19 protein-coding genes are annotated in these 19106 nt (G+C 62.4%); 8 read left to right on the top strand and 11 right to left on the bottom strand.

Annotation, left to right across the window (positions count from 1 at the left end):
- Positions 1–86 precede the first annotated feature (86 nt).
- Positions 87–1151, bottom strand: coding sequence for a ribonucleotide-diphosphate reductase subunit beta (locus MUY37_RS01715; RefSeq protein WP_499193754.1), 1065 nt, complete (start codon positions 1149–1151; stop codon positions 87–89).
- A gap of 44 nt (positions 1152–1195) precedes the next feature.
- A complete protein-coding gene (locus MUY37_RS01710; RefSeq protein WP_499193753.1) occupies positions 1196–1360 on the bottom strand; it encodes a hypothetical protein in 165 nt (54 codons plus the stop codon).
- A 481-nt stretch (positions 1361–1841) separates the two neighbouring features.
- On the opposite strand from MUY37_RS01710, the gene MUY37_RS01705 reads away from it, so the two are divergent.
- The gene (locus MUY37_RS01705) at positions 1842–3038 is read left to right on the top strand and encodes a GGDEF domain-containing protein (RefSeq protein WP_499193752.1); all 1197 of its coding nucleotides are present in this window, start codon (positions 1842–1844) and stop codon (positions 3036–3038) included.
- A 187-nt stretch (positions 3039–3225) separates the two neighbouring features.
- On the opposite strand, the gene MUY37_RS01700 is transcribed toward MUY37_RS01705, so the two are convergent.
- Both MUY37_RS01700 and MUY37_RS01695 read right to left on the bottom strand, forming a co-directional pair.
- The gene (locus MUY37_RS01700) at positions 3226–5247 is read right to left on the bottom strand and encodes a ribonucleoside-diphosphate reductase subunit alpha (RefSeq protein ID WP_499195100.1); all 2022 of its coding nucleotides are present in this window, start codon (positions 5245–5247) and stop codon (positions 3226–3228) included.
- A gap of 509 nt (positions 5248–5756) precedes the next feature.
- On the bottom strand, positions 5757–6638 hold the full coding sequence (locus tag MUY37_RS01695) for an alpha/beta fold hydrolase (protein ID WP_499193751.1): 882 nt from the start codon (positions 6636–6638) through the stop codon (positions 5757–5759).
- A 206-nt stretch (positions 6639–6844) separates the two neighbouring features.
- Here MUY37_RS01695 and MUY37_RS01690 point away from each other — a divergent pair, with 206 nt between their 5' ends.
- A complete protein-coding gene (locus MUY37_RS01690) occupies positions 6845–7180 on the top strand; it encodes a PilZ domain-containing protein (protein ID WP_499193750.1) in 336 nt (111 codons plus the stop codon).
- A gap of 121 nt (positions 7181–7301) precedes the next feature.
- Entirely contained in the window at positions 7302–7664 is a 363-nt protein-coding gene (locus MUY37_RS01685; protein ID WP_499193749.1) for a PilZ domain-containing protein, read from the top strand.
- Between the two features lie 43 nt (positions 7665–7707).
- Here MUY37_RS01685 and nadB read toward each other — a convergent pair whose 3' ends face one another.
- Entirely contained in the window at positions 7708–9306 is a 1599-nt protein-coding gene (gene nadB, locus MUY37_RS01680; protein WP_499193748.1) for an L-aspartate oxidase, read from the bottom strand.
- 382 nt (positions 9307–9688) lie between these two features.
- Between nadB and MUY37_RS01675 the strand changes: the two genes are divergently transcribed.
- A complete protein-coding gene (locus MUY37_RS01675) occupies positions 9689–10207 on the top strand; it encodes a hypothetical protein (RefSeq protein WP_499193747.1) in 519 nt (172 codons plus the stop codon).
- 4 nt (positions 10208–10211) lie between these two features.
- Here MUY37_RS01675 and MUY37_RS01670 read toward each other — a convergent pair whose 3' ends face one another.
- Positions 10212–11150: an ABC transporter ATP-binding protein gene (locus MUY37_RS01670; protein WP_499193746.1), complete on the bottom strand. Its 939-nt coding sequence runs from the start codon at positions 11148–11150 to the stop codon at positions 10212–10214.
- A 54-nt stretch (positions 11151–11204) separates the two neighbouring features.
- On the opposite strand from MUY37_RS01670, the gene MUY37_RS01665 reads away from it, so the two are divergent.
- From MUY37_RS01665 to MUY37_RS01655, 3 genes are read left to right on the top strand one after another with little or no spacing between them, the layout of a single operon-like run.
- Positions 11205–11465, top strand: a complete 261-nt coding sequence (locus MUY37_RS01665) for a zinc-finger domain-containing protein (protein WP_499193745.1) — start codon at positions 11205–11207, stop codon at positions 11463–11465.
- Between the two features lie 52 nt (positions 11466–11517).
- Positions 11518–12939 (top strand): metalloprotease TldD, encoded by a 1422-nt coding sequence (gene tldD / locus MUY37_RS01660; protein ID WP_499193744.1) that lies wholly within the window; start codon positions 11518–11520, stop codon positions 12937–12939.
- Between the two features lie 58 nt (positions 12940–12997).
- Complete coding sequence (locus tag MUY37_RS01655; RefSeq protein WP_499193743.1) at positions 12998–13408, top strand: hypothetical protein; 411 nt, start codon at positions 12998–13000, stop codon at positions 13406–13408.
- 63 nt (positions 13409–13471) lie between these two features.
- Here the strand turns inward: MUY37_RS01655 and MUY37_RS01650 are convergent, their stop codons facing one another.
- The 5 genes from MUY37_RS01650 to guaA form a co-directional block, all read right to left on the bottom strand.
- Complete coding sequence (locus MUY37_RS01650; RefSeq protein WP_499193742.1) at positions 13472–14134, bottom strand: endonuclease III domain-containing protein; 663 nt, start codon at positions 14132–14134, stop codon at positions 13472–13474.
- Complete coding sequence (locus MUY37_RS01645; protein WP_499193741.1) at positions 14131–15423, bottom strand: NRAMP family divalent metal transporter; 1293 nt, start codon at positions 15421–15423, stop codon at positions 14131–14133. The genes MUY37_RS01650 and MUY37_RS01645 overlap by 4 nt, the downstream gene beginning before the upstream one ends.
- Positions 15424–15460: 37 nt before the next feature.
- Positions 15461–16201: an endonuclease III domain-containing protein gene (locus MUY37_RS01640; RefSeq protein ID WP_499193740.1), complete on the bottom strand. Its 741-nt coding sequence runs from the start codon at positions 16199–16201 to the stop codon at positions 15461–15463.
- A 19-nt stretch (positions 16202–16220) separates the two neighbouring features.
- On the bottom strand, positions 16221–16421 hold the full coding sequence (locus tag MUY37_RS01635) for a hypothetical protein (RefSeq protein WP_115415342.1): 201 nt from the start codon (positions 16419–16421) through the stop codon (positions 16221–16223).
- 144 nt (positions 16422–16565) lie between these two features.
- A complete protein-coding gene (guaA, locus tag MUY37_RS01630) occupies positions 16566–18140 on the bottom strand; it encodes a glutamine-hydrolyzing GMP synthase (RefSeq protein ID WP_499193739.1) in 1575 nt (524 codons plus the stop codon).
- Between the two features lie 676 nt (positions 18141–18816).
- Here guaA and MUY37_RS01625 point away from each other — a divergent pair.
- Positions 18817–19101 (top strand): UrcA family protein, encoded by a 285-nt coding sequence (locus tag MUY37_RS01625; protein ID WP_499193738.1) that lies wholly within the window; start codon positions 18817–18819, stop codon positions 19099–19101.
- The last annotated feature ends 5 nt before the right edge of the window (positions 19102–19106 follow it).

Here is a 19106-nt window from a genome sequence, read left to right as displayed (position 1 = left end):
AACCAGAGCGTCATCACGGAAACCGCAAGCGCCAAGCCTGAGATTGTCAGCGCAAGCAACTCGTCCCCGTTCATTGTCGCTTCAAATCACTCCGCGGCCTGCGCTCCTTCGCCGTCCTCGCCGAACAGGCCCGGGCCGTCGTCGATCGCGCCGTCTTCCTCGTTCGCGGCCTTGGCCTTGTTGCGCTTGTCGAAGCTCGACCAGACGGTATTCCAGTCGCCCTTTGTCGCGCCCTTGGAGTATTCGGTCGCGCGGGTTTCGAAGAAGTTGGCGTGCTCCACGCCGTTGAGCAGCGGGGCGAGCCAGGGCAGCGGGTGGTCTTCGACCATGTAGATCGGCTGCAGGCCAAGCTGGCTGAGGCGCCAGTCGGCGATGTAGCGGATATACTTCTTGATTTCCTTCGCGGTCATGCCCGGCACCGGGCCATCCTCGAAGGCGAGGTCGATGAAGGCATCTTCCAGCCGCACCGTCTTCTGGCACATATCCATGATGTCTTCCTTGACCGCCTTGGTCAGGCAGTCGCGCTCGCGAGCGAATTCATGGAACAGGCGGGTGATGCCTTCGCAATGCAGGCTTTCGTCGCGGACCGACCAGCTAACGATCTGGCCCATGCCCTTCATCTTGTTGAAGCGCGGGAAGTTCATCAGCATGGCGAAGCTGGCGAAGAGCTGCAGCCCTTCGGTAAAGCCGCCGAACATGGCGAGGGTGCGGGCGATATCCTCGTCCGTATCGACGCCGAATTCCTGCAGATAGTCGTGCTTGTCCTTCATCTCCTCATATTCGAGGAACATGCCGTATTCGCTTTCAGGCATGCCGATCGTGTCGAGCAGGTGCGAATAGGCCGCGATGTGGACCGTTTCCATGTTGGAAAACGCGGTCAGCATCATCTTGATTTCGGTCGGCTTGAACACGCGGCCATATTTGTCGTGGTAGCAATCCTGCACCTCGACATCGGCCTGGGTGAAGAAGCGGAAGATCTGCGTGAGCAGGTTGCGCTCGTGATCGGTGAGCTTCTGCGCCCAGTCGCGGCAGTCCTCGCCCAGCGGCACTTCTTCCGGCAGCCAGTGCACCTGCTGCTGCCGTTTCCAGAAATCGTAGGCCCAGGGGTACTCGAAGGGCTTGTAGGTCTTGCGGGCTTCGAGCAACGACATGTTGTGGGTCTCCGGTTTTTCGCGTGAACGACTCATATAGTGAATCAGAGCTTGGATTCGAAGGCAAGCGGCAATGATTCGGCGGGGATAAGATGGAAAAAGACCCGCCCTGCGCCTCGCCGCTTCACCTGTGCGACGAACTGCGGAACATGCTTCAGGCAAAATCCGTTGGTAGGGTATTCGATATGCAACACGGGGAACAGCGGCATCGTCCGGTTTCCCCTTTTGCGGGCGATGTCCGTAAACCCCGGCGCCCCGCTCCTCGACATCGAGGGCGGGGCGCCATCGGTTCCGCAGCCCGGGCCTTCCTCAAAAGCAGGGGCCGATTTTCCCGATCCTCCGCAGGCCCCGATCCTCCGCAGGCAAGGCGTAAACCACCCAAAATAAAGGCATTCCACGCGATTAAGATGCTTCGCAGCGAGGCGCATCTGCGATCTGCGACCGAAGAAGATCCGCATATCGGGAAAGTCGGCACCGGCCCGATCTGTCTGGAAAATGGCGCGCGCATTCCACCAGCCCCGGCACCAAAGCTGTGACAGAAGACGGATATGTGGAACCATCGCTTGCGGTCCCGCAGCGGATCGCACACAGCCCGCCCCCGGGAAAGTCCGAAGCCCGTTTGGTGTATAAGGCATTATAATGTGCAAGTCGTTGCAAGATTGCGGTATTCCGGTACAGTCGCGAATAAATATGAACCGGGCGCAAGACTTCGACCTCGCCGCTGCGGCGCATGCCGCTTTGGTCGGCAAAAAGCCCCCGCGCGGGTGGGACCACAGATTGCATGCAGCGATCGCGGAGTCTCTCGGCGATCTGCACCATCGCGAAGGGCGCTTCCTCATGGCGCTCGGCACGGTGGTTGCCGTTTTATCGTTGGTGGTGGACGCGCTGATCGCGCCCGATCATTTCACGAAAATCGCCGCAGTCAGGTTGGGGGCGGTACTGCCCTTCACCCTATCCGCGCTGCTGCTTCCCCGACGGCTGCTCGCCCTGCAAAAGCTGTTGATGGGCCTGTCGCTCATCGGTTTCGGTGTAAGTATAGCTTATGCAAGCATCTTCGTTCCCTCGCCTGACAATGCCCTCCTGGCTCTCGGGGTCGTGACATTGTTCGGGCTCGCCCTGCCGGTCCTACCGTTTCGGCGATGGCAGATGTTCGGTTTCGCAACGCTTTATGGGCTGGCGGTGGGAGGGTTCCTGCTCCTCCATGGGAGCATCGCCGATTACGCCAAGACATTCATCCCGATCATGATGCTCACCATGGGCGCGGCTACGGTTCTGGCCCACCGCATCCACTGGATCGAGCGGCGGAACCTGTTGCTGACACTCCAGGCGGACGAACGCACCAAAGCTCTGGAGGAAAGCAATGCGCGACTGACCGAGTTATCGATGAAAGACCCGCTTACCGGGCTCGCGAACCGTCGCCGGGCGGAAGACACTTTCGCCGAGCATTATGCGACTCCGGTCACGATGGGGCACGCCGGCACCGCGCTGTTCATGGTCGACCTGGACCATTTCAAGGCGTTCAACGATCGCTGGGGCCATCAGGCGGGCGACGCCTGTCTGCGCGCGGTGGCCGAAGTGATGCGGCATTCGGCCAGCCGCCACGGCGGGCTCGCCGCGCGCTTCGGCGGCGAGGAGTTCGTGATCTTCCTGCGCGCCGACGATACTGCTCAGGCCCATGCAATCGCCGAAGAATTGCGCGTTGCGATAGAGCGGATAGAGATCGATCACGACGCCAGCGCCACCACCGTAAGTTGCACCACCAGTATCGGTATCGCGCTGCACGAAGGCCCTAATGTACCGGAACTCTCCGATATGCTCGCAAGAGCCGATGCCGCCCTCTATCGCGCCAAGGCCGAAGGGCGAAACCGCAGCCTGATGGCCGCCTGACACCTCTCTGCGCGCGGCGCGGTTTGCGACTGACCTTGCTCCCCGCCGTCGACCGATCGCCGAATGTCCTTCAGCGGCGCCATCCCGATAAGCCAGAGGACGATCGAGCGCGCGATCAACACAAGCTTGAGGCCGCCGATCCTGGCGGTCGGCGGCCTGGGGGCGTTTTATGCGGGCTTTTGTTCGCTTACTGGCAGGCGAGGCATTCCTCGTAATCGGTCTGCTCACCGCCGGCGGCCAGTTCGTATTTGGCCGCATCTGCGGTATTGTCGGCTTCCACACCGCCTGCAAAACCGGCGCGCTGCACGCTCTTCGAGCGCAAGTAATAGAGCGATTTGATGCCCTTCTCCCACGCCTGGAAGTGCAGCATCATCAGATCCCATTTGTCGACATCGGCCGGAATGAACAGGTTCAGCGATTGCGCCTGATCGATAAAGGGCGCGCGGTCGGCCGCGAATTCGAGCAGCCAGCGCTGATCGATCTCGAAGCTGGTCTTGAAGGCGGCCTTTTCTTCCGCCGTCAGGAAATCGAGATGCTGGACGCTGCCGCCCTGCTCGAGGATCGAGTTCCAGACATTGGTCGAATTCTTGCTCTTCTTGTCGAGGATCTTTTCCAGATACGGGTTCTTGACGATGAAGCTGCCCGACAGCGTCTTGTGCGTGTAGATATTGGCCGGGATCGGTTCGATGCAGGCGCTGGTGCCGCCGCAGATGATGCTGATCGACGCGGTCGGCGCGATCGCCATCTTGCAACTGAAGCGCTCCATCGCGCCCATTTCTTCCGCATCGGGGCAGGGGCCGCGCTCCTTGGCGAGCACCATGCTGGCCTCTTCAGCCTTGGCGCTGACATGCTTGAACATCTTGAGGTTCCACACCTTCGCCATCGGGCTTTCGAAGCCGATGCCCTTGGATTGCAAGAAAGAGTGGAAGCCCATCACGCCCATGCCGACGCTGCGTTCGCGCATGGCCGAATATTTCGCCCGGGCCATTTCGTCGGGTGCGCGATCGATATAGTCCTGCAGCACATTGTCGAGGAAGCGCATGACATCCTCGATGAAGGTCTTGTCCTCGTTCCACTCGTCCCATTTCTCGAGATTGAGCGAGGACAGGCAGCATACCGCCGTGCGGTCATTGCCGAGGTGGTCGACACCGGTCGGCAGGGTAATCTCGGCGCACAGGTTCGAGGTCGATACCTTGAGCCCAAGCTCGCGGTGATGCTTGGGCATCATCCGGTTCACCGTGTCGGAAAAGACAATATAGGGCTCGCCCGTCGCAAGCCGGGTTTCGACCAGCTTCTGAAACAGGCTGCGGGCATCTATCGTCTTGCGAACCGAGCCGTCGCGCGGGGAAACCAGATCGAACTCCTCGCCGTTGCGCACCGCCTCCATGAAGGCGTCGGTGACCAGCACGCCGTGATGCAGGTTCAGCGCCTTGCGGTTGAAATCCCCGCTGGGCTTGCGGATTTCGAGGAATTCCTCGATTTCGGGGTGCGATACATCGATATAGCAGGCGGCCGATCCGCGCCGCAGACTGCCCTGGCTGATTGCCAGCGTCAGGCTGTCCATCACGCGGACGAAAGGAATGATCCCGCTGGTCTTGCCGTTGAGGCCGACGGGTTCGCCGATGCCGCGGACATTGCCCCAATAGGTGCCAATGCCGCCACCCTTGGATGCGAGCCAGACATTCTCGTTCCAGGTATTGACGATCCCGTCGAGGCTGTCGGAAACGCTGTTGAGATAGCACGAGATCGGCAGGCCGCGCGTGGTGCCGCCATTCGACAGAACGGGCGTCGCCGGCATGAACCACAGCCTGGAAATATAATCGTAGAGGCGCTGCGCATGTTCCGCATCGTCGGCAAAATAATCCGCGACACGCGCGAACAGGTCCTGATACTTCTCACCCGGCAGCAGGTAGCGATCGGTTAGCGTTTCCTTGCCGAATTCGGTCAGCAGGGCATCGCGGCTCTCGTCGATCTGCACGTCGAAACGCCGGTCGAGCACTTTCTTGCTGTCTTCCTTGGCGGCAGCGGCAGCCGCACTCGCCACAGCACCGGCCAGCGCTTCGCCCGCTGCTTCCTGGACGAGTCCTTCGCTGCCTTCATCAATCTTGTCCATCGCAACCGCTTTCTTGCCGGTGGTGGGCTCCTCGACGGTGTCCTGTCTATCCAGATCCAGTGCCATCGCCGTATCGTCCCCGCTCTTGAAATCCATCGTCTGCCCCGCTGTCCGTATCATTCGCGTGCCTGCTTCCAGGCCCGCATGTTCCGCTTGTGTTCGAGTCGCCGGGGCATCGCCCTCGCCTACCAATTCCTTGCGGCTCCGGGGCAAAAACTTGTCCCTTATTTTCCCACAAGCCCGCTTGGTCGCGCCATCCTTGCAATATGGGAAGCCCGCCGCAAATCGCTAGGTCTTGTGGGTACCCCCAGCCGCTCTACCACTAGATACTGAATCAGCCGGGACTCCAGCGCAAGGGGGTTGGCCGCGATTTACCGCAGACACGCAGGGTCGGGGCATGGTGACTTATCTTGTTGCAACGCCGCGACGCGTGGACGAAGCTGGACTCGCGGCGAGCGCAAGGGCGAAAATGAATCCGGGAAAAAAATTTTGCGGGCAAAAATGATCGTGCCGGGTTGAGATTCGTTCGAATCCGGACGCGCAATTTTGGAATCCGGAAGCGGGTGTAGGCAGCCGCGCTGGGCGCGGCTCAAAGACGAACCCACCTAGCCCGCATTCGCCTTCGCATGGTCGGCGATTGCATCGGCAAGCTCGTCGACCAGTTCGAGCGGGAGATCATGCCCCCATCCCGGGATCGTCTTCAGCTTCGCTCCGCGAATCGAGGCAGCGGTATCGCGGCCACCTTCGCAGGGGACCAGTGGATCGTCCTCGCCATGCAGAACCAAAGTCGGCACGGAAATGGTTTCGAGCATGTCGCGCCGGTCGCCATCGGCGACGATCGCCGACAAATGCCGAGTCGGCCCTTCGGGATAGAAGCTGCGCCGCACGCTCGCCCTGGTCCGTTCGCGCAGGCGTTCATCCGCAGTCGGATAGCCGGGCGAACCGATGGTGCGGGCGAGCATCATGCCATGTTCGACCAGCGCCTCTTCCTCGGTGCTTTTGGGCCGTGTGACCAGGGCCTTCAGCGCTTCGGGTTTCGCGGGCGGCAGCTTGGGATTGCCGGTGGACGAAAAAATCGAGGTGAGCGAGAGGCATCTGTCCGCGTGGCGCGAGGCGAGATGCTGCGCGATCATCCCGCCCATGCTCGCCCCGACGATATGGGCCTTGGCGATTCCCAATGCGTCGAGCAGGCCCGCCCCGTCATCGGCCATATCGGCCAGCGTATAAGGCACTTTGGGCGTGAGGCCGATCTTGGACAGCAGAGTCATTTTGACAAGGCCGGGTGCCTTCACACCGTCGAACTTGTGACTGAGGCCGATATCGCGATTGTCGTAGCGAATGACACGAAAGCCGTGGTTGGCAAGCGCTTCCACCAGCTCATCGGGCCATAATGTCAGTTGCGCGCCGAAGCCCATGATCAGCAATATCGGCGGATTAGCCTCGTCGCCATGGGCCTCGTAATGAATCTCGATTCCGTTCGCTGTCACCGTTGGCAAACCGCGTCTCCCTCTACCCGTTTCCCGCAGATTCACCGGAATTGCCGAAAATTGTCCATCGCGAAATCGGGAGAAGGGTAAAACTATGGTAACCGCCGGGTAAAAGCGCGCGCGAATATGTCGTTCGGATACAAGCGCACCTGGCGTTCGCGGTCCATCTTCCTTGCGGTCGCAAACCGACAGCAACGGGACACGCCATGGTCGATCGCAGACGCGAGGGGCGCACGCTCACACAGGAATTCGTGCGCATCACCATCGCCGATATCGGCCTGCGCTGCGTCATGCGCAATCTCTCGCCGTCCGGCTGCATGGTCGAATGCCCCGATCTCACACCCAGGATCGGGGCGCCGGTCGAACTGGCGCTCCTGCCGGAATACATCGCTCAGGGCCAAGTCGCTTGGCAATTGGGCGAAAGCATCGGCATCTTTTTTCTCGAACCGATCGACGCCCATGTCGTCCGCCATTACGCATCCGATCAATGGTCGCCGCGCGGCGACTGGTCTTTCGGCAGATGGGCCTGGCCGAGACGTTAGGTTCCATGAAGGAAATCCGTCATTTCCGGCCAGATTTGACGCATTTTTACAATACGAAACCTCTTGGCCAGAGGACCCTGATACTGAGGCAAGATGCTCGGGTCGCTAAGGTCATCAACCAATGGAACGGCGTAAGCGTGAACGCTTAAATACGAATAAGGAAATTCTGGTCGCGGTGAACGATGCCGTGATGCGGGGTCGGATGCTGAACCTCTCGGCTGACGGCTGCATGATCGCTTGCGACAGCAAGAGCGCATCGAGAGGCCGGAAAGTGACGGTCACGCTGATCGACAGGGTTTGTGTCGAAGGCGAGATCATCTGGGCCGATAACCGCAGGATCGGCGTCACATTCTATCGCAAGCTCGATACGGTGACCGTTCGCTACTTTCAAATGGACACTATCGCACGCGGCGACAGCCAGCCCCTTGCAGACCAATTCGGGCGCGATATGCCGCCGATGCGGCCCGACCGGAACCTGGACTGAGCGGGGCGAGCGTACCCGGCGGCGGCGATGCCGCCAGCCGCCCTTACGGGACGAGCACGGTATCGCGCGCGACAGGGTCGGTCTGCGGATAATCCATGATGAAATGCAGCCCCCGGCTTTCGTGCCGCTTCAGCGCGCTTCGCACGATCAGGGCAGCGCATTCGAGCAAATTGCGCAGCTCGATCAGATCGGTGGTGACCCGGAAGCTGCCGTAATAGTCTTCCACTTCCTGCCGCAGCATCTCGATCCGATTGCCTGCGCGCTCCAGCCGCTTGGTCGTGCGCACGATGCCCACGTAATTCCACATGAACCGCCGGATCTCGGTCCAGTTCTGCTTGATGACCACCTCTTCGTCGGAATCGGTGACCCGGCTTTCGTCCCATGGGAGGATTTCGGGCGGATCGTCGAGCTGGTCCCAGCATTCGAGGATGTCCTTGGCCGCCGCTTCGCCGAAGACGAAGCATTCGAGCAGGCTGTTCGACGCCAGCCGGTTGGCCCCGTGGAGGCCGCTTTCGGTGCATTCGCCCGCCGCCCAAAGCCCGGGCAAATCGGTCTTCGCATCGAGCCCGATCTTCACCCCGCCGCATGTGTAATGCTGTGCGGGGACGACTGGAATGGGACCTTTGGTCATGTCGATCCCGAGCCCGAGCAGTTTCTCGTGAATTGTCGGGAAATGCTCGGCCACGAATTCGGGCGATCGATGGCTGATGTCGAGATGGACATAGTCCAGCCCGTATCGCTTGATCTGATCGTCATTCGCACGCGCGACGATATCGCGCGGCGCCAGCTCCATGCGCTCAGGATCGTATTGCTCCATGTAGCGCTCGCCCGTGACGGGATTGAACAGCCGCCCGCCCTCGCCGCGAACCGCCTCGGTAATGAGGAAATTCTTGACCTCGAGATTGTAGAGGCAAGTCGGGTGGAACTGCATCATCTCCATGTTCGACACCCGCGCGCCCGCACGCCAGGCCATGGCGATCCCGTCGCCCGTCGCGCCGCGCGGAGAAGTGCTGAAAAGATAGACGCGCCCCGCACCGCCCGCCGCGAGCACTGTGGCGCGCGCCAGATGGGTCACAACCTTGCCGCTTTCCTCGTCCAGCGCATAAGCGCCCCACACCCGGCCCGAACCCGAATAGTCGGCCTGGTTGCGGCCCGTCACAAGATCGATGCAGCTCTGGCCCGGCAACAGGGTAATGTTCGGATTCTCCTCCGCCGCCTTGAGCAGCGCGGCCTGCACCGCCCAGCCGGTCGCGTCGTTCACATGAACGATCCGGCGATGCGAATGACCGCCCTCGCGCGTGAGGTGGAGGTCGCCCCCCTCATCCATGGCCTCGCGATTGAAAGGCACGCCAAGTTCGCACAGACGGTCGATCGAGGCGGGCGCGCGTTCGATCACGAACTCGACCGTCTCGATATCGTTGAGCCCCGCGCCGGCGACCATTGTGTCGCGAATGTGATTCTCGAACGTATCGCCCGCATCGAGCACGGCGGCGATCCCGCCCTGCGCCCAGGCAGTCGAGCCGCTGTCCAGCCGCCCCTTCGCCAGCACCAGCACTTTTTTGGTTTCTGCCAGCGCCAGCGCCGCGGTTAGTCCGGCAGCGCCCGATCCGATGACGAGGACGTCGTGAGATGTGTCTGTCATGCGCGCGTCATGCCGAGGCAATCGTTACGCGGCAAGCAGGGAACGCTCCGGCGCAGCACGGTTAAGGTTTTTGCTTCGCCACATTACCGCCCGAATCGGCAGGGGATAACGAAAACCGGGAATTAAGGGTCGTCAATGGGACTGGGACGAATTGCCTGCGCTGTCGGCAGGCACCGTATAGATGAGAAAAACGTGAAGCGCGTTGGCGGCCAACAGGTTGGGCGCTGCCGCAATTGCAAGGCACCGATGGAAGAAATCGAACCGTACCATTGGCAATTGCTTCAGGTGCACGATGCAGGTCTTGGGCCTCGCGGTTTCCTCTAACCCGGATTCCGCGAGGCAATCCCTTGCCTATTCCTGTCCGCTTTGCTTGAACGCGGCGATGGTCGAAAGTCCCGCCAGCAAGGGCGATCTCGCCAAGCGCTTGTCGAGCTATTGGAAAATGGAAGGCGCGAACGTCGTCATCCTGCCCGCGATAATGATCGCGCTCGCAGGCGGGGAGGTGGGTCCGCTTGCGCTTTTCGCCCTCGTTCCGATGTGCGGACTGCTTTTGGTCGGCACGCTCTACTGGCGCGCCAAGCTGGCCCAGTTGAATGGGCAGGACACCCTGCGCCCCACATTGCGGACGTTGAGCAAATGGCGTCGTCCGCTGTTCATCGCTACGATTCTTGCCGTTCTGGGTGTGATCGGCGCACTGATCGAGCCCGGCATCGCCCGGTCGCGCGGCGACTTCTGGGTCGCCTTCGCAGCCGCTCTGTTGGCGGCCCTGGAATATGTGAATTACTACCACCGCCAATTGCAGCATTTCGACCACTGGGCCGATTTCACGCGGCTGTTCTCGGGGCGCGGCTTCCGCAAGAGCCAGATGCGCCGCGATCTGGAACGCGCAGGCCTCGCCTGACGGATTACCCCGCGCCCGTCAGTTGGACGAAGACGTCTTCCAGATCGGCCTCCCGCGTGGTGACATCCTCTATCGCGTAGCCGTGCGACTGGACGATCGCTAGCACCTGACCCGCGCTCGCCTTGTCGCGATCATAGGTGATTTCGAGCCGCCGCGGTTCGATCACCTCGGCCTTGGTGAAGGCCTCTTCCATGATCGGGCCTCCCAGATCCTTGTCCACGGTGACCGCGACGATCTTCTCCCGCGCCATGCCGACAAGTTCGCGAGTCGGCTTGTCGGCGATCAGCTCGCCATGGTTGATGATCGCGATCCGGTCGCAGAGCTGCTCGGCTTCTTCCAGATAATGCGTGGTCAGCACCACGGTCACGCCTTCACGGTTGAGGTCGGTGACGAGTTCCCAGAGCTGGCGGCGCAGTTCCACATCGACACCCGCCGTCGGCTCGTCGAGCACGAGGATCGGGGGCGAATGGACCATGGCCTTGGCAATCAGCAGGCGGCGCTTCATCCCGCCCGACAGCGTGCGCGCATAGGCATCGCGCTTATCCCACAAATGCACCGCCTTGAGCAGTTCTTCGCTGCGACGCTCCGACTTCGGAATACCGTAGAAACCGGCCTGGTTCTCGAGCACCTCGAACGGTGTAAAGAACGGGTCGAAGACGATTTCCTGCGGCACGATCCCGATCGAACGCTTCGCATTGCGCGGATTTTCGCCGATGTCGAAGCCCCAGATCTCCGCGCTGCCATCGGTCTTGCGTACAAGCCCTGCGAGAATATTGATCAACGTCGATTTGCCCGCGCCATTGGGGCCGAGCAGTCCGAAGATCCCGCCCTGCGGCACATCGAAGCTGACGCCTTTCAGGGCGAGCTTTGGCGGTTCGCCCGGGCCGGGCGAGGCATATTCCTTGACGAGGTTGTCGATGCGGATGGCGGGAGGCATACTCATGCCGCGTGACCTAAGCTCTTGAGCGGCTCGGTCAAACCCATTATCGGCCCACCCATGAGTCTGCCACCTCCCGAAGTGTCCATGGTCACCACCCACCGCGTGTGGTGCGACGGTGCGACCGACATCCGCACGGGTAAGAACTACCGCGCGGCCGCGCTCGGCCATCCGAAGATCTATCTCGAGATCGACGAGCATGGCTATGTCGATTGCGGCTATTGCGACCGGCGCTTCGTTCTCGAAGGCGGCCCCGCCGATGGTGTCGACCAATCGACCCTGATGGATATTTCCGAGGGCGGCGACCCCGGGCATCGGTAAAGGCTGCCACGGCCCCTCGCCATCGCACCTGCCAGCCCCTACATAGCAGGGCATGACGCAAGCGACCGACCCGCACGCCCTGCTCTACAGCCAGCTCGATCCCGAGGAAGCCAAGGCGCTGACCGCGCGCCTGCTGGCACAGTGCGACGACGGCGAGCTTTACCTGCAATTCATGGCGACCGAGAGTTTCGCCTTCGATGACGGACGGCTGAAGACCGCCGATTACAGCCGCGATTCGGGCTTCGGCCTGCGCGGGGTATCGGGCGAAACCACGGGCTTCGCCCACGCCAACGAGATCAGCGCAAGGGCAATCGCGCGCGCAGGCGAAACGCTGCAATTGCTCGATGCGACCACATCGCCGCACGCCGCCCCGCCCGAGCGCACCAACCGCCATCTCTATACCGACGCCAGCCCGCTCGACCTCGTGCCCTTCGCCGAAAAGGTCGGCCTACTCGAGAAGATCGACGCCATTGCGCGTGCCAGGGACCCGCGCGTGGCGCAGGTCAGTGCAAGCCTGGCGGGAAGCTGGAGCGCGATCGACATCATCCGCGCCGACGGCTTCACCGCGCGCGACATCCGCCCGCTGGTGCGCCTCAACGTAAGCATCGTCGCCGAGAGCAACGGCCGCCGCGAAACCGGCAGCTTCGGCTTCGGCGGTCGCTATCTCTACGACGATCTGTTCGACGAAGGCCGCTGGATGAACGCGGTCGACGAGGCGGTCCGCCAGGCGCTGGTGAATCTCGAAAGCGTCGAGGCGCCTGCCGGCGAAAAAACCGTGCTGCTCGGCCCCGGCTGGCCCGGCGTCTTGCTGCACGAAGCGGTCGGCCATGGGCTGGAAGGCGATTTCAACCGCAAGGGCACCAGCGCCTTTGCCGGACGTATCGGCGAACGCGTGGCCGCGCCCGGAGTCACCGTGATCGACGATGGGAGCATCGCCAACCGTCGCGGCTCGCTGAGCATTGACGACGAGGGCACACCCACGCGCGAGACGGTGCTGATCGAGGACGGTATCCTGAAGGGATACATGCAGGACCGCCTCAACGCCCGGCTGATGGGCGTCGAGGCGACCGGCAATGGTCGCCGGGAATCCTATGAACACGCGCCCATGCCGCGGATGACCAACACTTTCATGCAGGGCGGCCATGATGATCCGGAGGAGCTGCTCAGCCGCGTCGACGACGGCATCTATGCCACCAGTTTCGGCGGCGGGCAGGTCGATATCGTGTCGGGCAAATTCGTTTTCGCCTGCACCGAGGCCTACAAGGTCGAAAAGGGCAAGGTGGTGGCCCCGATCAAGGGCGCGACACTGATCGGCGACGGCCCGACCGTGCTCACCAAGGTGCGCGGTATCGGCAACGACATGGCACTGGATGAAGGGATCGGCATGTGCGGCAAAGGCGGGCAGAGCGTGCCAGCAGGCGTCGGCCAGCCCACCCTGCTGATCGACGGCATCACGGTAGGCGGCACCGCATAACTCATCGCAGGTTCAGCCAGCATGGTTTAGCATTCCTCCGCTCAACAGGAGATTCGCCATGCTCAAGCCTCTAGCTCTCGCAACTGCCGCGCTCGGTCTGTTGGCCGCTCCCGCTCTGGCCGAAGAATCCGAAGAGATGACACGCGGCGAGAAGAAGCTTGCCGAAATGCTCGAAGGGCGTGTGGCGGGCGAGCCGCAAAGCTGCATCAACACATTCGGCAGCCGCAACCTGACGCAGATCGACAATACCGCGCTGGTCTATCGCGATGGCAAGACGATCTGGGTCAATTATACCCGCAATCCGGACAGCATCGACGATAGCGATGTGATGGTGCTGAAGCGGTTTAGCGGCAGCTCGCTTTGCCGAACCGACACGATCGAACTGGTCGACCGCGTGGGCGGGTTCTTCAGCGGGGTGCTTATGCTCGACGACTTCATACCCTACACCGAGGTCGATGCCGAAGGCTGACCGCTGCGGCGTTGCGGCGCCGATGCGACGCCTTGTCGGCACCGCCAGTCTGGCTCGACGCAATCAGCCTTTCCAGCCCGCGCGGTAGGAGAGACACAGATCCGAGACGGGGCATGTCTCGCATTTTGGCGCGCGCGCAGTGCAGATGCGCTTACCGAACTGGATCAGCCAGAAATGTCCGTCGCCTCGCGCCCATTCGGGTGAGCGGCCTTCGAGTTGCGCAGCGGTCTTATCGGCAGTCCTGGCATCGGTCAGGCCGATACGGTTGCATACGCGGTGCACATGGGTGTCGACCGCGATCACATCCTTGCCGAAGGTAAAGCTCAGCACGATATCCGCGCATTTGCGCCCGATGCCGGGCATCGCCATCAGTCCCCCGCGCGTGTCGGGCACCACCCCGCCATGGTCCGCCAGCAACGCTGTGCAGAACGCGCGAATATTGCGCGCTTTCCTATTATAGAGCCCGCATGGCTTGATCGCCTCCGCTATCTCGCTCTCGTCGAGTGCGAGCATGTCCTCCGGCGTCTTTGCGAGTGCGAAAAGCGCACGGGTGGCAGCGGCGGTGTTCCTGTCGAGCGATTGCGCCGACAGCATGCAGGAGATGCACGACCGGAAGGCATCGGGTTGACCTTTCGGCCCCTTCGCCCCGCGTGTGCGTCCGGGCATCGCATGCGACAGGCGGCGGTAGACCTCTTCGACCCGACCCTCCGGCAGCAGGCCAGTCATCGCGGTGCGCGGCGTGTCGCGGCGCGGCCCATGAACACGCCGAGAACGGCGAAGGCGGGCAGCATCAGGCCCGGGTCGGGCAGTTCGAACCCGAAGATCGAACCCGCCACCCGGGCGACCGCAGTGAGGCCGAGCATGGTCGCTACTCCCACTACGAGCAGGCCGAAGCCGTTGGCGGCAAGGCCGTTGGCGTTTTCGCCCAGCAGCGCGTCGTCGTTCATCGCTGCGAGCAAGAACAGCGCAACGAGTGGGAGAAGCGCGCCATTGAAGGCCTGCGCGGCTAGGATCGCCGGTGCGGGCCGGATATCGGCAAGGCCGAACACCAGGCCGATCCCCAGAACGGCCAACCAGACGGACCGGAACCGCCAGCCGCTCGCCCCCCATTCCGGCGCGTCAGCTGCACCGAACAGTCCGCGCGCGGTCAGCGCCGCCGCGAGCGGAGCGGTGACTGCGGAGGATATCCCGGCTGCGAGCAAACCGATGCCGAATCCGGTTCGCGCCCAGGCGCCAAGCTCGCTCGCCAGCGTGTCGCCGAGCACCTCGAACGAGAAGGCGCCCGCAAGCGCGGTGCCGACTATCAAGATCGCCGAGGTGATGAGCACGCCGATTCCTACCGAAACGGCCAGGCCGAATCGCATTTCGCGCAGGTTCTGCCCCCGCGCCAGTGCCGCTCCCAGGAAGAGGTTGTAAGGAACCACGGTAGTGCCCACCAACGCCAATACGCCCAGCAGCACGGCAGGATCGTCGGCAAAGCCCGGGTGTGGTACGAGCCCTGCCAGCACAGGGCCGAGAGGAGGCGAGAGCGAGATCGCCACCGCCAGAAAGCCTGCCCCCATCAAGGCGACGAATATCGCCATCAGCCTGGCGACAACCTGCGGCGATCCGGCGAGCAGAAGGCTGCCCGCCGCAAGCGCCAGTATCACCGTCACCACGTCTCTGGGCAGGTCGAGCGCCAGCATCGTGCCCGCCGCGCCGCCGAGAATATTGCCTGCCTCATAGGCTGCGCATCCCAGCAGAACCGCCCCGCCGACCAGCAGCAGAGTGGCCGCGCGCGCGAAACCGGTAGGATAGCGGCGGCGCAGAACAGTGGCGAGATCCTGATCCGTAGCCACCGCCAGCCGCCCGGCGAATTCCTGCAAAGTGAACGTGGCGATGCCGGAGAACAGAATGGCCCAGAGCAGCGCGGTGCCCGTTCCCGCGCCCGCGCTGGCAGCGGCCGCTACCGTGCCAGGTCCGATAAACGCCGCCGCGATTGCGGACCACAACAGGATCGAGCCGATACGCCTCATTGCGCGCCCTTGTGGCGCAAGCCGCGCCGCGCTGCAATCAGCCTTGGCTCCTTCCCGTCTCGCACAGCGCCTGTGCCGGACAATCGAGGCAGTCGGGCGAAGATGGGCGGCACCATGTCTGGCCGAGTTTCTTCATCAGCAAGTGATGCTCGTCATAATCGGCGGCAGACCATTCCTCGGGCATTGCCTGCATGATCGCATCAAAGGCGCGCGCCGTGCTGGCTTTTGGGGGCACCAGGCCCATGCGCTGGAGGATGCGCCGGTGATGCGAATCGAGCACTATCGCGCGGCGATCCAGTGTCGAGGCATTCATGACCCCGGCAGCGATCTTGCGCCCGACGCCAGGGAGCTGTTCAAGCCACTCCATCGCATCGCCGGTATCCATCCGCTCCAGATGCGACAGGTCCACCGCACCGCGTCGCTCGATCAGATCGGTGAGGCATGCCTTGAGCCGCTCCGCCGCGATATTGGGGTAGGTCTGCGAAGCCAGTTCCTGCTGAAGCGCATCGAGCGGTGCCCCCGCAACACCTTCCCAACTGCCATAGCGTGTCAGCAACCGATCGGTCGCCGCGTTCGAAACCTCAGACTTGGTCCGCGCCCCGATCACGCCTTGTACGATCACCCATTCGGGTCTGCGCCTTTCCGCCGCGGCCCGCCCTATATGCCCGAAGCGCTGCACCAGCAGGAGCTGAAGGCGCCGGAGCGTTTCGGCACGTGGATCGGGACCGAGAGAGAGCTGCATCGCGCCGGGATAATCCGGCAAGCGCCGGGACAGCAAGCCAGCGCTTCGCCGACCGTCAGTTGCCCCAGCCCGTCACCGCCACTATCCGCCTGCCAACGAACCAGGAAATCGGAAACGAAACGATCAATCCCGCAGCCGCAGCGATGGCGATCGGTTGCCATTCGGCATTCATATCCATCGACAGCACCGCGATGACGGCCATTCCCATCAGCGACGTCGCCACAATCGGCAACAGGATGAGCATCATTCGGAACATTGCGTGGCTCCCGCTTGTACGGTTGTGGTCACATCATGCAGGCGATTCGCGTGAAAGGCGTTGATTCAGATCAAGTTTCGATGAACCGCCTCGAGATAAGATTCTGCACGGTCTCGCAGACGCCGGGCACGATCCCGCCTCGCTTCACTCCCACTCGATCGTACCGGGGGGCTTGCTGGTATAGTCGTAGACCACGCGGTTGATGCCCTGCACCTCGTTGATGATGCGCGTTGCCACACGGCTGAGAAAAGCGCTGTCGAAGGGGTAGATATCGGCGGTCATGCCGTCGGTACTGGTCACCGCGCGCAGGCCGCAGACGCTGTCATAGGTGCGCCCGTCGCCCATCACGCCCACGGTCTTGACCGGCAGCAGCACGGCGAAGGCCTGCCAGATTGCGTCATAAAGGCCCGCATTGCGGATTTCCTCGAGATAGATCGCATCGGCCTTGCGCAAGATGTCGCAGCGTTCTTTCGTGACTTCGCCCGGGATCCGGATCGCGAGGCCGGGACCGGGGAAGGGATGGCGGCCGACAAACACTTCGGGCAGGCCGAGTTCGCGGCCCAGTTCGCGGACCTCGTCCTTGAACAGTTCGCGCAAGGGTTCGACCAGCTCCATATTCATCCGTTCGGGCAGGCCCCCGACATTGTGGTGGCTCTTGATCGTGACACTTGGCCCGCCGGTGAAGCTGACACTCTCGATCACATCGGGATAGAGCGTACCCTGCGCAAGGAAATCCGCGCCGCCGATCTTCTTCGCTTCGGCTTCGAACAGGTCGATGAACGCGCCGCCGATGAATTTGCGCTTCTTTTCCGGATCGGTCTGGCCTTCGAGCCCGCCGAGGAACATGTCCTCCGCGTTCACATGGACGAGCGGGATGTTGTAATGGTCGCGGAACAGGGTCACGACCTGTTCGGCCTCGTTCATGCGCATCAGCCCGTGATCGACGAAGACGCAGGTCAGCTGGTCGCCGATCGCTTCGTGGATGAGGACTGCGGCAACGGCGGAATCGACACCGCCCGACAAGCCGCAAATGACCTTTGCGTCACCCACCTGGCTGCGGATTTCCTCGATTTTGGTCTTGCGGAATTCGGCCATGGTCCAGTCGCCTGCAAGGCCGCAGACATGGCGCACGAAATTGGCGAGCAGCTTGCCGCCATCGGGCGTGTGGGCCACTTCGGGGTGGAACTGGGTGCCGTAATATTTGCGCTCTTCATCAGCGATCACCGCGAAGGGTGCGCCGTCGCTGGTGGCGACGATCTTGAAGCCGGGCGCGAACTGGGTGACCTTGTCGCCGTGGCTCATCCATACCTGGTGGCGCTCGCCGGTCTTCCACAGACCGTCGAACAGGGCGCACTCTTCGGTGACGGTCAGGTATGCGCGGCCGAACTCGCCGCCTTCGCCCGTTTCGTGGCCGGGACGAACCTCGCCGCCCAATTGCTGGCTCATCACCTGCTGACCGTAGCAGATGCCGAGGATCGGCAATCCGCTGTCGAACAGCACCTGCGGGGCACGCGGGCTGCCCTCTTCGCACACGCTGGCAGGCGAACCGGACAGGATGATGCCCTTGGGCCGCAGGCGATGGAACGCCTCCTCCGCCTGTGTGAAAGGTGCGATCTCGGAGTATACGCCTGCTTCGCGCACACGACGTGCGATGAGCTGGGTGACCTGGCTGCCGAAGTCGACGATGAGAATGGAATCGGGAAGATGTTCTGCCTGCATGGCCATCCCGTTAAGGCCAGCATGCCGTACCTGTCCAGCGACTCGCAGGCGAGTGGCGAGCGATGCCGGGAAATTATCCGCAAGGGCACAACGATTGCGCGACCCGGCGCTGTGTTTTGCGCTTGAGCTTACCGATGCGTGCCGCACACTCTTCCGCGGCGGCGGCTTGCCGCCACGCAATTCGACAGCCAAATCGCCTACTTAGACCCAGGCAATCGGGAGAGGTCGGGTTTCGTCGCCAGAAAGGCGCTCCTTCGCCCTTGCGCAAAACGCAACATCTTTCGATCTTTTCTCACTTTTGTACGCGGGCATGAAAGATTATTTCTCCCTCACAGCCGGACGGTGAACCCTGACCCTCCCGTCCCGGACGAGTTACAGAAGCGCTGGCCCCCCAAGCAGCCACGTTTCTGGCCTTCCTCGCCACCTGCGGCAGGCTATCGGCCCCCGCACCGGCGAGGCGATATGGCAGCGAGTAGAGACGCGGCCGCCGACATTCCTCTCCCTCCCCCCAAGAAGTCGGCGCCGCGTCTCGAAACGCTTTGATGAGCCGCGTGCACCTTCCAGTGCGCCTTTCGCACTTGCAGCATTTCATGATGCGGCGCACCATGACGGCGATAATACAAACAGGATGCACGACGAAGGCGACCGTTCGAATCACCTCCCAAGGAGACTTCCCATGCGTCGCATCATTCTTACCACCATCGCCGCAATCGCCGCCTCGGCCAGCGTTCCCGCGATCGCGCAGGATCTGACCGAGAACACCGCTGCGGTCGATTATGGCGAACTCGACCTGTCGAATCCCGAGCACATGCGCACGCTCGACAAGCGCCTGCTGAGCGCCGCGAAAAAAGCCTGCGACAATGCCAGCTGGGCCAATCGCAACTGCGTAAGCCGCAGCTACAAGAAAGCCAAGCGCACGCTGAAAGCACGTCAGACGCTCGCCCTCGCCAGCCGCGACTGATCCTG

This window comes from Qipengyuania sp. ABI-127-1 (assembly GCA_022953095.1).
Lineage (GTDB): Bacteria > Pseudomonadota > Alphaproteobacteria > Sphingomonadales > Sphingomonadaceae > Qipengyuania.
The sequence above is the reverse complement of the archived record's forward strand: the minus strand, read 5'-3'. Positions and strand labels throughout refer to the sequence as shown.

Bases quoted from the DNA above. Each gene is read 5' to 3' on its own strand.
- guaA (WP_499193739.1), bottom strand. From the start codon at position 18,140: ATGCAGGCAGAACATCTTCCCGATTCCATTCTCATCGTCGACTTCGGC.
- MUY37_RS01685 (WP_499193749.1), top strand. From the start codon at position 7,302: ATGGAACGGCGTAAGCGTGAACGCTTAAATACGAATAAGGAAATTCTG.
- MUY37_RS01675 (WP_499193747.1), top strand. From the start codon at position 9,689: ATGGTCGAAAGTCCCGCCAGCAAGGGCGATCTCGCCAAGCGCTTGTCG.
- MUY37_RS01670 (WP_499193746.1), bottom strand. From the start codon at position 11,150: ATGAGTATGCCTCCCGCCATCCGCATCGACAACCTCGTCAAGGAATAT.
- MUY37_RS01700 (WP_499195100.1), bottom strand. From the start codon at position 5,247: ATGGATTTCAAGAGCGGGGACGATACGGCGATGGCACTGGATCTGGAT.
- MUY37_RS01635 (WP_115415342.1), bottom strand. From the start codon at position 16,421: ATGTTCCGAATGATGCTCATCCTGTTGCCGATTGTGGCGACGTCGCTG.
- MUY37_RS01645 (WP_499193741.1), bottom strand. From the start codon at position 15,423: ATGAGGCGTATCGGCTCGATCCTGTTGTGGTCCGCAATCGCGGCGGCG.
- tldD (WP_499193744.1), top strand. From the start codon at position 11,518: ATGACGCAAGCGACCGACCCGCACGCCCTGCTCTACAGCCAGCTCGAT.
- MUY37_RS01705 (WP_499193752.1), top strand. From the start codon at position 1,842: ATGAACCGGGCGCAAGACTTCGACCTCGCCGCTGCGGCGCATGCCGCT.
- MUY37_RS01690 (WP_499193750.1), top strand. From the start codon at position 6,845: ATGGTCGATCGCAGACGCGAGGGGCGCACGCTCACACAGGAATTCGTG.
- MUY37_RS01655 (WP_499193743.1), top strand. From the start codon at position 12,998: ATGCTCAAGCCTCTAGCTCTCGCAACTGCCGCGCTCGGTCTGTTGGCC.
- MUY37_RS01625 (WP_499193738.1), top strand. From the start codon at position 18,817: ATGCGTCGCATCATTCTTACCACCATCGCCGCAATCGCCGCCTCGGCC.
- MUY37_RS01665 (WP_499193745.1), top strand. From the start codon at position 11,205: ATGAGTCTGCCACCTCCCGAAGTGTCCATGGTCACCACCCACCGCGTG.
- nadB (WP_499193748.1), bottom strand. From the start codon at position 9,306: ATGACAGACACATCTCACGACGTCCTCGTCATCGGATCGGGCGCTGCC.
- MUY37_RS01710 (WP_499193753.1), bottom strand. From the start codon at position 1,360: ATGCCGCTGTTCCCCGTGTTGCATATCGAATACCCTACCAACGGATTT.
- MUY37_RS01715 (WP_499193754.1), bottom strand. From the start codon at position 1,151: ATGTCGTTGCTCGAAGCCCGCAAGACCTACAAGCCCTTCGAGTACCCC.
- MUY37_RS01650 (WP_499193742.1), bottom strand. From the start codon at position 14,134: ATGACTGGCCTGCTGCCGGAGGGTCGGGTCGAAGAGGTCTACCGCCGC.